Origin of the sequence: Pseudomonas sp. GZJR-8, from assembly GCF_002916705.1 — a bacterium.
Taxonomy (GTDB): Bacteria; Pseudomonadota; Gammaproteobacteria; order Pseudomonadales; family Pseudomonadaceae; genus Aquipseudomonas; species Aquipseudomonas synxantha_A.
On record NZ_JXSI01000015.1, the window covers coordinates 23,146 to 36,596 of the forward strand.

Annotated in this window: 4 protein-coding genes; 1 reads left to right on the forward strand and 3 read right to left on the reverse strand. The window is 65.5% G+C overall.

The window, feature by feature from the left end; all coding sequences use genetic code 11:
- Window positions 1-610: 610 nt before the first annotated feature.
- The 3 genes from TK42_RS23870 to TK42_RS23880 are packed head-to-tail and all read right to left on the reverse strand — an operon-like array spanning window position 611 to window position 6,735.
- Window positions 611-2,758 carry a TonB-dependent receptor gene (locus TK42_RS23870; protein ID WP_103735293.1) on the reverse strand — a complete coding sequence of 716 codons (2,148 nt, stop codon included), beginning with the start codon at window positions 2,756-2,758 and terminating at the stop codon, window positions 611-613.
- Window positions 2,759-2,791: 33 nt separating this feature from the next.
- The gene (locus TK42_RS23875) at window positions 2,792-5,854 is read right to left on the reverse strand and encodes a hypothetical protein (protein WP_103735294.1); all 3,063 of its coding nucleotides are present in this window, start codon (window positions 5,852-5,854) and stop codon (window positions 2,792-2,794) included.
- Window positions 5,851-6,735, reverse strand: a complete 885-nt coding sequence (locus tag TK42_RS23880; protein ID WP_032876507.1) for an ABC transporter ATP-binding protein — start codon at window positions 6,733-6,735, stop codon at window positions 5,851-5,853. The genes TK42_RS23875 and TK42_RS23880 overlap by 4 nt, the downstream gene beginning before the upstream one ends.
- Window positions 6,736-7,035: 300 nt before the next feature.
- Here TK42_RS23880 and TK42_RS23885 point away from each other — a divergent pair, with 300 nt between their 5' ends.
- A complete protein-coding gene (locus TK42_RS23885) occupies window positions 7,036-13,446 on the forward strand; it encodes a non-ribosomal peptide synthetase (protein ID WP_103735295.1) in 6,411 nt (2,136 codons plus the stop codon).
- The last annotated feature ends 5 nt before the right edge of the window (window positions 13,447-13,451 follow it).

Genomic DNA, 13,451 nt, shown 5'->3' on the forward strand with positions numbered 1-13,451 from the left:
CGATTCGGCCGGCTGTCCTGAGTTCAAATGTGGGAGGGGGCTTGCTCCCGATGGCGGTGGATCAGTCACAAATGTCCTGACTGACACTCCCCCATCGGGGCATGGGTATCTACACAGCTGTGTAGCAGCCGACGGTAACCACGATGCGCAGCGAGCCGATCTTGATCTTGATCTTGATCTTGATCTGCTTTTGATCTCAGGCGCCCCGTTAAACCACGCTGGCCGGAATTCGACAGGGATTTGGGGGGTAAACCGGCAGGGATGCCGGTTTAGCCGCCCCGCGCCATGGATGGCGCGTGGCGGCGGCCCCCCAAATCCATGGCGGATTACGGGCACACCGAGCCTAAGCGAGGTGCCGAGTGGTGGGGCAAGCGCGTTTGGTTACTTTGCGCTTTTCAAAGTGACCCGCTGTAAAAGCGGAACCAATAGCAGCCGTTACCTAAATAACGGATATGTACTCGGTCTGATCCAACATCCTGGTCAACTGTCAGGTCGCCATCGGGGGCAAGCCCCCTCCCACATTTGGATCGTAGGGCATCAGTTAGATAGCTATAGGCTGTCAGGTCGCCAGCGGGAGCAAGCCCCTCCCACATTGCACCCAGTGGCTGCCTCAGAACTGATAGCTATACCCCACCCCCGCCGAACGCCCGCGCCCCGGCATCCCGGTCAGCACCGTATCAGTGGAATACGCGCCATACAGGTCATACCGCGCATCCAACAAGTTATCGCCCCACAGATATACCTCCGACCCCCCACTCTCTACTCCAAGGTGCAAGTCCAGCTTGGCATAGCCCTTGAGATCGTAGTGATTCTGCGGATCAGCCGGGCGGTTTTTCTGTACGCGGTAGTTGAGCAAGGTGTTCAAGCGCGGTGCGGGCAAGCCCAGCAGTTCACCCAAAGGCTTCTTCCAGGCCACACTGAAGTTGCCACTCCACAACGGCACATCCGGCACACGGCTGCCCTTGGCCACATCACCACCGGACACACCCGGTGCGTCCGAGGTCACTACCGCGTTGGTGTAGCTGATGGCGCTGCCCAGGGTCAGTTCATCGGTGACATGCCAGGTACTCGACAACTCGGCGCCTTTGCTGCGGGTATCAGCATTCACTGCGCTGACTGCCAGGGATGTGAAGTCATAACCCAGCAAGTGATCATCCTGCACACGCGTAATGAACAACGCGCCTTCCAGGCTCAGTGCACCGCCTTCGCTTTCATGCTTGAAGCCGACCTCGGCGGAGTTCACCTTGGCCGCCTTGTAGGGTTCGCTGTCCTTGATCGAGGTGGCGTAGTCGTTGAACCCGGCCGACTTATAGCCCCGCGACAACACCGCATACACATTGGTCTGCGGCGTCCACGCGTAGTTCAGGGCCACGCGCCCGGTGTTGTAATCGTCCTGCAAGCGTCGGCTGTCGCTGACCAGCTTGCCGCCACCGCTGTAGTCGGCGCCGTAGGTCTTGCGGTCCCAGGTGTGGCGCAGGCCGGTGGTGAGTTTCCAGTCTTCGGCAATCGGGAAGGTGACTTCGCCGTAGGCGGCATAACTGTTGGTGGTGAAGTCGCGCAACTGCTTCGCGCCGTTGGTGAAGTTGTTGGAGTCAAAGCTGCGCTCGGAGCGCGACAGGTTCACCCCGGTCACCCAGAACACCTCGGCATCCGCCAGCGAACCCAGCCGCAGGTCCTGGCTCCAGACCCGCTCGTGGGCCGAGTCTTCGATCAGGTATTCAAACGGTTGACCATACAGCGCCTGGGTGATGTTGCGGTCATAACCCTTGACCGCATTGAAGTCGGTGCTGGTGTAGGCGCTGATCGAGGTGATCCGGGCCTGGGCCAGGTCATGGTTGAGCTCGAAGGAATAACGCTCGTTGGTCTTCTTGTTGCCATTGAACGTACCCGGGGTGTAATCGAGACTCGGGCGATTGCCGAACGGGCGCAGGATCTCCGAGCCGGCATAATGATCGGCGCGCTGGCGCTCGACGGTCAGCAGGCCGGTGGTCCCTTCATCGTTGTCCCACAACAGGCTGCCGCGCAATGCCAGGTCGCGGGGCTTGGTCAGGGGGTCGCCATCCTGCTGGTCATCGACCCAGTTATCAAAGCCGCTGCGCCGCACGGCAAGTCGCCCGGCCAGGGACTCGGTCAGCGGCCCGCCCACTGCGCCCTCGGTCATGAACTGGCCCTGGTTGCCCACTTCGCCGCGCACATAGCCTTCCAGCTCACGGGTGGGTTTGCGGGTGGTGACGTTAATCGCGCCGGCCTCGCTGTTACGTCCGAACAACGTGCCTTGCGGCCCCTTGAGCACTTCCACTTGCTGCACGTCGAGGGTGGCCATTGCCGCGTTGCGCACCGACATCGGCACGCCGTCCACGTTCAGCACCACCGAGCCGTCATCCATGCTCATTTGGTTCAGCGAGCCGACCCCGCGGATGCGTACGTTGGCATCGTTGGCGCCGCCCCAGGAGTTCACATCCACCCCCGGCGTGGTGCGCAAGGCATCCTCCAGGGTGCGCAGGCGACGCGTCTCCAGGGTTTGCCCGTCAAGCACCGAGAGGCCGAACGGAATGTCCTTGGCACTTTCCTGGTTCAACCGCGCACTGACCGTTACTGGCGCCAGCTCGATGGTCTCGCTACTGGCGGCGGGTTGATAGTCAGCGGCATAGGCCGTGCACATCTGGCTGGACAAGGTCAGCGCCATGGCTTGGGTCAATACGTTAGCGCGCCAACCGAAAGGACGACGCAACGGCTGGATAGACAGTTCAGATGACATGGCAAAGCTCCAAAAGACAGGGATGATTCAACTTCATTGCACAGGCCCCCAGCGCTTGAGCGCGGCAGCAATCACAGGATCGGAGGGCGCGCCCAGCAGGCCCTGGATCGCGGTTGGCCATCCCTGGCCGTTACGGACATCGGCGGTCAGCGCCGTGAGCTGTTCGGGAGTTTGCCCGGCGACCCAGTCAAGGCTGACCAGTGCGGCATAACTGGCGGCCCACCCCTGTTCGCGGGCATCGGCCAGGGTGCCGACGGGCTCACCGTCATTGCCCAGGGCACGGGTCAGGTCGTCGGCCATCAGCTTGACCAACGCTGCACGGGCATCAGCACCGTCGATGTCCTCCACACACAGCAGGCCCAGCGCACCTGCCACACCCTGGCTGAGCCACAGGTAGCCGGGGGTTTGGCGCAGGTTGCTCGCCTCGACCAGCGATTGGCGGGCAAGCAGTTCGGCGATATGGGCACGGCGCGTCCAGCGCCCAACGCCTGTCGGCGCCACGTCCCAACTGGGTGACTGGCCAAGCAGTAAATGGCCATGACTCAGACGGCTGGCACCCATGCCGACAGGCCACTGACTCAGTTGTTCGACGCTGGGACGGCTGCCCAGACGCCGCGCCACACAGGCGCTCATCGCGTCCAGGTCCTCCTGCACTTCACGGGCGGTGTTCTCGCGGCTGATATCCTTCTGAGCCGACGTGGCATAGGCAAAGTCCAGCGGCCCCTCACTGCTGCCGGTAATGGCCTGGCCATCGACCTCAAGCTGCCATTGCCAGTGCCCGGCCGGTGCAACGGCATCCACCGCCACCGCAGCGCCCGTCGGCAACCGGGGCACCGCTGTCGGCAACCCGGCTTCGCTACGCTGGGCCGGTGCACGCAACAACCGCTCGCTGTCCAGGCCCAAGCGTGGCACCACACGGTGCGCTTGCAGCCACACACCCTGAGGCCCAAGCCAGAATGCTTCACCCTCGGCAGGCCAGCCGTCAGCACTCACCGTCCAGTTCAACACCACCTGACAACCGCTCGCCGCGCACCCCTCCAACGGCACCCGCAGGTGCTCGGTGGCGTGTTCAAACACAACGGGGCGCCCCATCACGCTGACCGCGGTCACCTGCATACCCGGTGGCAACTCGGCATCGAGGCCGGTAGTGAGCACCCCATCCAACGTCCACTGGCCCACCACCTGCCGGGCGGCCGAATCGACCTGCACCTGCAACTGCCCGCCCGCCACCTGCCAGGCACTCGCCCCGGGCAGCCAGCGCCGTTCCCAGTCGGCGCGTTCGGCGCGTTGCTCGGCGACAGACTGGTAATCGCCCTGCTCCACCAAATGCAGCTGCAACAACACGCCGCTGCCAAGCAAGCCGACAGCACCCAGAGCCAGCAACACACCGGGCAAGCCGAGCAAACCGCGGCGCACGTCGCTCAATCGACGACGCTCCGGCCCACGGGGCAAGGCCAGTGCCGCGATCGCGAGCATGACCAGGCAACCGGCCAGTTTCCAACCGGCCAAGGTCGTCAGAAACGCCAGCCACGGCGCCCAGCCGGTCAGCAGCGACACGCTCACATGCGCAGGAATCGCCATGGCATAGGGCGGATAGGTGACCAGGCCCAACTCATGGTTGAGTACCAGGAAAAACGTCAGCAGCATCGAGGCGGCATACGCCAGCCCGGATCGGCGGATCAGCGCATGCACCAGCACTGTGAGCATCGCCAGCTCCACCAATGGAGGCGCGAACACCAACGCCTGATACACCAGCACAAAGCCCGGCGCCAGGCTGTCGGGCGCGGCAATCGCACTGATCAGCAAGCTGGCCAGGCCCGGCACCAGCGCAAGCGTCAGGGTCGCCAGCAGCACACAAGCCACCCGCCCCAGCAATCGCAACCACGCCGGGGCCGCAGTTGCCTGCAACATAGCGCCAAACCCTTCGACGTCATCGCGTCGGCACACCAGCCCAACCAGCGCCGCAACCATAAAGGCCATCACCAGGAACAACGCACTCGACAACAACGGCAGGGTCAGGTCCGCCCGGGGCACCATCGGCCCTCGCGCATGCCACACGCCGTGGACAAAGCCACTGAGCACGCCCATCACCAACAGCAAGCCGAGCGCCACCCACCAGAGGCGCCGGGCAAACAGCTGGCGTACCTGCCAACGTGCCTCATGCCCCAGGGCGCGCGACCATTGGCTATGGGTCAGCGGGCCAGGCAAGGTCACTGCGCCTGTCAGTAACATCGGCGGCTCCGCCAGCACTGCCCCGCTGCGTTTGCCCATCAAGCCCTGGCGCGTGGTGCGCGCCAATACAGCGGCCAATAACAGCAGCGGCACAACACACCACAACAGCCGGTTAAGCCAGAACCCCGGGGTCAAGGCCAACAGCGATTGGGATTTCTGCGCGGCGCTCCAGGTCTCGACCTGGGCCTGGGCAAAGGTGAACAGCGACGGGTCCAGGCTGGCAGCCAACAGCGGGTTGATATGCCCCCCCTTGAGCACCACCACGGCAAACATCCACAGCAGCATCAACACCGTCGCCAACCCAAACGGTGCCGCCAGGCCACGGCTGCGCAAGGCCAGCAGGTAATACAAGGCCCCAACCCCGGTGCTGACCGGCAACAGCAACGCAACCCAGGCAAACCCCAGCGCCGACCACATCGGTGCACCGATACTCGCGGCCGGCACCCAGCCGAGCCAGCCCAGTACCGGGCTGACCAGAAAGCCCACGATCAGCGAACTGGCGAGCAAGCCACCCACCAGCGCCGCGCCGATAAAGCGCCCCCACAGCAGCGCCGGCAGCGACAGCGGCAAGGCGAGCAGCACCTCTTCCAATTGCGCCTCGCGGTCGCGCAGTGCCGGTTGGGCGAACACCCAGGCCCAGGCGAAAAACAGGAAAAACATGCACCCGCACGACATCAGGTAGATAAGGCTCGGCGCATTGCGTGCGATGTCGCTGGCGCCCATTTTCTGCACATAGTCGGCATTGGTCAGGGACATCAGCAAATAGCCGGTGAGGCCCAGGAACACCAGGAGTGGAATGCCGCTGCGCAGTCCGGCGCGCACTTGCACCCAGGCCTCGCGCATCAAGAGAGCAAAGGTATTCATGCCGCGACTGCCTCGCCAGCCTGGGCCAGCGCCAGGTAATAGATGTCTTCCAGGCGCGGCGCGTGGGGCCTGAAGCGCGGGTCAGCCGGACGTTCGCCGTGCACGATCACGCGGCTGCCGTCGGGGCTCGCCGCCACATGCAAGGCGTCGGGCAGCGGCTCACCACGACCGAACGACGCCTCCCATAAACGGCCCTGCTCAGCCTCGAGCAAATCCGCCGGGCGCCCTTCGACAATAATCTGCCCAGCGGCCAGCACCGCCAGGCGGCTGCACAGGTTCTCGACGTCTTCAACGATATGGGTCGAGAGCAACACGATGGACTCGGCCGCCACATCCGCCAACACTCGGTGAAAACGGTTGCGCTCGGCCGGGTCGAGCCCGGCGGTCGGCTCATCGACGATCAGCAAGCGCGGCGAGCCGATCAGGGCCATGGCGATGCCGAAGCGACGCAACATGCCGCCCGAATACGTGGCCAGCGCCCGGTGCGCGGCTTCCTGCAGGTTGACCTTGGCCAGCAAGCCCTCGACTTCCTCGCGGCGCTGGCGAGTGTCGGTACGCCCCTTGAGCCAGGCAAACCGATCAAGCAAATCCCGCGCACTCACCCCCGGATACGCCCCCAGCTGCTGTGGCAAGTAACCCAGGCGACGACGCAAATGCTCGGCATCGGCCAACACATCCACACCATCCAAGTGGATGCTGCCGGCGTCCGGCTGCTGCAAGGTCGCCAGGGTGCGCATCAGGCTGCTTTTGCCCGCGCCATTGGGGCCGAGCAAACCGTACATGCCCGGCCCCACATTCAGGTCAACGCCGCGCAGCGCCTCAACGCCATTGTTGTAGCGCTTGCACAAACCGCGCACCTGCAAACCCGAATCGACTGACATCCACAACTCCCTCAAGGACAAGCCCTGCAAAAGGGCGGCGAGCGACGGTAGTCAAGGGCGGCGGCGCGGCTCTACCCGATTCAAGTCATTTTCCAACCGTATCCCGCACGCTGATCGGCGTTATGCCCCACCCCTCACACGCCCGAAACCGCGCGAGGGAAACGGATACGGGGCAAAAACGATTCGATCCGGGTAGTCGAGACAATGAGAATGACTAGCATCTCCTTCCACGCAATTACCTGCCCCTCAGCGCCTGGGCCAACGCCGGTCCGGGCCCTAGCGATGAGAAGACGTTGAGCCATGGCCACTCCCAGCACCTCAACCCTAACCCTGCTGCGCCGTTCCCTGTCCGAAGCCCTGGGACAGCCTGCCGAGCAGATCCCTCTGGAGGCCAACCTGATCGAATGGGGCCTGGATTCGGTCACCCTGATCCGCCTGGCAGGCCAATGGCGGCGTCAGGGTCTGGCCGCACGTTTCGCCGAGCTGGTGGCCGACCCGCGCCTGTGCGCCTGGCTGGCCCTGCTCGACACCGCGCCGGCTCCTGCCGCGCCCGTCAATCACAGCGCCGACGATGGCCAGCCCTTCGAACTGGCCCCCATGCAACATGCGTACTGGATCGGCCGTGCCCCTGGCCAGGCACTGGGTGGTGTGGCTGCACACTTCTATAACGAATTCGACGGTCACGACGTCGACCCGGCCCGCCTGGAAGCCGCCGTGCACGCCTTGTTGGCCCGCCACCCCATGTTGCGGGCGCAATTCCTCGACGATGGCCGCCAGCAGATCCTGCCCCGCAGTCCATGGCCGGGACTCAAAGTGCATGACCTGCGCCAGGCCGATGCCGAACAGCGGCAACACCATCTGCACGTCTTGCGCGCCGAACTTTCCCATCGCCAGTTGGCCGTGGAACACGGCCAGGTGCTGGACATCCAGTTATCACTGTTGCCCCAGGGCACGCGCCTGCACCTGAACCTCGACATGCTCGCCGCCGACGCCTTGAGCCTGCGTACCCTGCTCGGCGACCTGGTGCAGTTGTACCGCCTACAGCCGCTGCCCGCGCTGGATTACAGCTTCCCCCGTTACCTGGCCGACCTGCGCCTGGAGCACGCCAGCCCCGAGCACCGCGAGCGCCATCGACACGCCCGCGACTACTGGTTGCAGCGCCTGGACGCCTTGCCCGGCGCCCCACGCTTGCCCATCAAGAGCCAGGGCGATGAGCGCCAGGTGCGCCGCCGTCACCACTGGTTGTCGGCGTCCCAACGCCAGGCGTTCGAACGCCACGCCCGCGAGCACGCCCTGACCCCGGCCATGGCCCTGGCCGCGGTGTTTTGCGAAGCCCTTGGCGCCTGGTGCGAGACGCCTGAGCTGCTGCTCAACCTGCCGCTGTTCAACCGTGTGCCTTTACATACCGATGTCGAGCGCCTGGTCGGTGACTTCACCTCCTCGATCCTGCTGGCCTGGGACGGCCGCATGACCGGCACCTTCGCCGCCCGAGCCACGGCGCTGCAACGACGCTTTCATGGCGATGCCGCACACAGTGCGTTTTCCGGCCTTGAGGTGTTGCGTGAACTGTCCCGCCATCGCGGCGAGCAAGTGCTGGCGCCGGTGGTGTACACCAGCGCGCTGGGCCTGGGGGAACTGTTCGCCGAGGGCGTGCAGGAGAGTTTCGGCCAGCCGGCCTGGATCATTTCCCAGGGCCCGCAGGTGTGGCTGGACGCCCAGGTCACCGAGCTGGACGGCGGCATTCTGGTCAACCTCGACGCCCGCGAAGGGTTGTTCGCCGAGGGCGTGCTCGATGGCCTGTTCGATGCCTATACCGGCCTGTTGCAGCGCCTGTGCCATGACGCTGCGGCCTGGGATCAGACGGTGCCGGCGCTGCTTCCCGCCAGCCAGCTTGACGTACGCCGCGCCACCCAGGGCCAGCGCACAGCATTACCGGTAACACGCCTGCACGAAGGTTTTTTCACCCAGGCGCAGTTGACGCCCGCCCGGCCCGCACTGCTGCACGGCAACCACATCATCAGCTACGGCGAGCTGGCCGAGCGAGCCCTCGCCGTAGGGGCCTACCTCGAAGGCCAGGGCGTGCTGCGCGGTGACATCGTGGCGTTGCAACTGCCCAAAGGCCCCGAGCAGGTGATCGCTGTGCTGGGCATCCTGGCGTGCAGCGCCACCTACCTGCCCATCGGCGCTGACCAGCCCGAGGCGCGTTGCCGCAAGATCTGCCAGTCGTCCGGCGCACGCTTGCTGCTCACCCGCTTGCCGCACGCCGACACCGCGTTGCAGGCGCCGCGCCCCGGTGCGATCAGCGACCTGGCCTATGTTCTATATACCTCCGGTTCCACTGGTGAGCCCAAGGGCGTAGAGGTCAGCCACCTGGCCGCCGCCAACACCCTGGAAGACCTGCAACGGCGTTTGCAGCTCAATGGCGAAGACCGAATCCTGGCGCTCTCCGCGCTGGAATTCGACCTGTCGGTGTTTGACCTGTTTGCCGCGCTGGCCAACGGCGCGGCGGTGATCCTCATCGAGCCCCAATTGCAACGCGACGCCCCACGCTGGCGTGAACTGGCCGTGCAGCACCGCGCCACTGTGCTCAATTGCGTGCCGGCGCTACTCGACATGTTGCTGAGTTGCGCCGACGCCCCACTGCCCCTGCGCGCTGTATTGCTCGGTGGTGACAAGGTCGCGCCGCAGTTGGCGCCACGTCTGTGGGCCCAGGCGCCCGGTTGCCGCTTCATGGCCCTGGGCGGCGCAACGGAAGCGGCGATTCACTCGACGCTGTTCGAAGTCGCCCCCGGCCAGGCACTGCACTGGCATTGCCTGCCCTACGGCAAGCCGCTGGATAACGTCAGCCTGCGCATCGTCGACCGGCATGGCCATGACTGCCCGGATTGGGTGGCCGGTGAACTGTGGATCGGTGGCGCCGGGGTGGCCGAGGGTTACCGTGGCGACCCGGTACGCAGCGCCGAACGATTTGTGCAGTACCAGGGCCTGCGTTGGTACCGCACCGGCGACAGTGCGCGCTACCACCCCGACGGCACGGTCGAGTTTCTGGGGCGCACAGACTTCCAACTCAAATTGCATGGCTACCGCATCGAAGCCGGTGAAGTAGAACAGGCGCTGCTGGCGTGCCCCGGCGTCGAACAGGCGGTGGCGCTGCTGGTCGGCCAGCACCTGGCAGCGGCGGTGCGCCTTGCAAATGGCCCGGAGCAGCCCACAGTGCTGGAGCTGCCGGACCTGGCCGAGCGCCTGCCGGCCTATATGATTCCCAGCCTGATTCTCGGCTGCGCGCAGTGGCCCCTGACAAGCAATGGCAAGGTGGATCGCAACGCACTCAACGGCTGGCTGGCCGACCACAGCAGCGCCGTCCCTGCCCAGCTGTCGCCACCCTGCGGAGCCATCGAACAACAGGTGGCCCGCGCCTGGCAGCAATTGCTCGGCTGTGGCGAGGTCTGCCGTGAGCACAACTTCTTTGCCCTCGGTGGCGACTCCCTGAGCGCCACGCGCCTGGTGCGCCTGCTGGCCGAACAAGGGCTGGGGGGCGCACGGATCGCCCAGGTGTTTGCCAAGCCGGTGCTGGCGCAGTTCTGCACAGGCCTGCATCAACAGGCCCAGGCCGAAACACAACGCACCGTGGTACCGGACCTCGACCAACGTCACGCGCCCTTCCCCATGACCGAGGTGCAGCAAGCCTACTGGCTGGGCCGCGACCCCAGCCTGGTATTGGGCGGCGTGAGCTGCCACTTCTACCGCGAATACGACGTCGAAGACCTCGACCTGCCACGCCTGCAACACGCATTGGCACGCCTGATCGAACGCCACGAAACGCTGCGCACGGTGTTCGACCACACAGGCCAGGCACGCATCCTCCCCCAGGTGCCCACCTTCGTGATCGGCCAGCGCTACGCCTGCCTTGAAGACCTGCGCGAACACTGTGCCCACCGCGTGTTCGATCCCGCCCAATGGCCGCTGTTCGATGTGCAGGCCGTGACCCAGGGCCGGCACACGCGGCTGGCGATCAGCCTGGACAACCTGATTCTTGATGCCCTGAGCATCCTGCGTTTCTATGCCGAACTCGACGCGTTGTACCGCGAGCCGACGCTGGCCCTGGCACCGCTGCAGCTTTCATTTCGCGACTATCAAGTGCAATCCCATGTGGAACCTGACGAATTGCACGCCGCGCAACAGTTCTGGCAGGAACGCCTGCCCACGTTGCCGCCGCACCCGCAACTGCCCCTGGCAACCGACCCCGCCAACGTGGGCCAACCGCGCTTCGAGCGCCTGCAAGGGCAGGTCAAGGCCGATGCCTGGCAAGCGATCCTGGCCAAGGCCCAGCAATACGGCCTGACTGCTTCGGCGGTACTGCTCTGCGCGTTTGCCGAAACCCTCGGGCGCTGGAGTGCGCGCCCCGACCTGAGTCTCAACCTGACCCTGTTTGACCGCCGGCCGGTGCATCCGCAGATCGATCAGGTCATGGGCGATTTCACCTCCCTGACCGTGCTCGGCTATGCGCCCAAGGTCGGCGAACGCTGGATCGACTGCGCACGGCGCACCCAGCAGCAACTCGGCGATGCGCTGGAACACCGCTGCATCGGTTCGGTGAACTTGCTGCGTCAACTGGCGCGGCAACGCGGCGAACAGCAGGTCAACATGCCGGTGGTCTTCACCAGTGCCCTGGGGGTGCCGGATGGCACCGCCGCACCGGTAGACGGGCCGTTCGCCCGGCAGGTATTCGGCCTGACCCAAACCCCACAGGTATGGCTCGATCATCAGGTGGTGGAAGCCGACGGCGGCATCGCCCTGAACTGGGACCGCGTGGTCGGCCTGTTCCCCGAAGGGCTGGTCGAAGCCATGTTCGACGCCTACCTGCGCAGCCTCCACTGGCTGGCCGAACACGCCTGGGACGACGCGCCGCCAGACTTGCTGCCCCTGGCCCAGGCGCAACTGCGCGCCCGCCTGAATGCTCCCGGCCCCGGCGTGCCGGTTGATCCGACCTTGCATCAGGGCTTTTTCCAGCACGCGCACCACGCCCCGCATCGCCCTGCGCTGTTGTGGGGTGAGCATGACAGCCTGAGCTACGGCGAACTGGCCGAACGGGCGTTGCGCATCGCCCGTAGCCTGATGGACGCAGGGGTGACAGCCGGTGACCTGGTGGCGGTGTCCCTGGCCAAGGGCCCGCAACAGATCGCGAGTGTATTGGCCGTGCTGGCCGCCGGCGCCGCCTACCTGCCAGTGGGTGTCGACCAGCCGTTGCAGCGTTGCCAACGCATTCTGCAACAGGCCGGCGTCAGCCTGATCCTCGCCGAGCACGACCCACAGCTGCCAGGCGTCAAGCATCTGAAGCCGTCCCAGGCGCAAAGCGCCGAACCGCTATCGGCACCGCTGGCCGTGTGCGCCAACCAACTGGCCTACGTGATTTACACCTCCGGCTCCACCGGCCAGCCCAAGGGCGTGGAAATCACCCACCGCGCCGCCATGAACACCGTGGCCGAGATCAACCGCTGCTACGGCATCGACGCGTCGGACCGCGGTCTGGCGCTGTCGGCGCTGGACTTCGACCTGTCGGTGTATGACGTGTTCGGCCTGCTCTCGGCGGGCGCGGCCCTGGTGTTGATCGACGAAGACCAGCGCCGCGACGCCCGCGCCTGGCTCAAGGCCCTGCGACACCACCGCGTGAGCCTGTGGAACAGCGTACCGGCGCTGCTCGACATGCTGCTGGAAGCCAACGCCCTTGAGCGCCAACCCCTGGCGCTGAAGGTGGCCCTGCTGTCGGGCGACTGGATCGGCCTCGACCTGCCGCAACGCCTGCGCCAACAAGCCCAGGATTGCCGCTTTATTGCCTTGGGCGGCGCCACCGAAGCGGCGATCTGGTCCAACCATTACGAGGTACGGCAACTGTTGCCGGGCTGGCGCTCGATCCCCTACGGCGTGCCGCTGGCGAACCAGGCTTACCGCGTGGTCGACGCCCTTGGCCGCGACTGCCCGGACTGGGTCACGGGCGAGTTGTGGATTGGCGGCGCCGGCGTCGCACGCGGCTATCGCCATGCGCCGCAATTGAATGCCGAGCGCTTTGTCGAGGGTTGGTACCGCACCGGCGACCTGGGCCGCTACCACCCGGGTGGGTTGCTGGAGTTTCTCGGGCGTGCCGACACCCAGGTGAAGATTCACGGCCATCGTATCGAGCTGGGGGAAATCGAAGCCGCGCTGGCCCGTCATCCCTGCGTGAACCGTGCCGTGGTGCTGGTCGAGGATCAGCGCCTGCTGGCTGCTGTCACCGCCAGCACCTGCGCCGAGGTGCTGGCCAAGCACCTGGTGCAATGCCTGCCCGCCTATATGCGCCCGGAACAGATCCTGGTGCTGGAACGCCTTCCCCTGAGCAGCAATGGCAAGGTGGATCGCCGTGCCTTGCTTGCGCCATTGGCGGCAGCTGCCCGGTCCCACTGCGTCGTGGATGAAGCCCCGCTGAGCGCCGCAGAACAACTGGTCGCCGAGCTGTGGCAGCAGTTGCTCAACGTGCCCAGCGTGTCGCGCCACGACAATTTTTTCCGCCTGGGCGGCGACAGCCTGCTGGCCACGCGGTTTCTCGAAATGCTGCGCAGCCGTGTTGGCCTGGAATTGCCCATGGGCCAGTTGTTCGGCGCCGCCAGCCTGATGGAAGTGGCCCACGCGGTAGAGCGCCAACCCACCCCGCACACCGTTGAAGAGGGCGTCATCTGATGCCC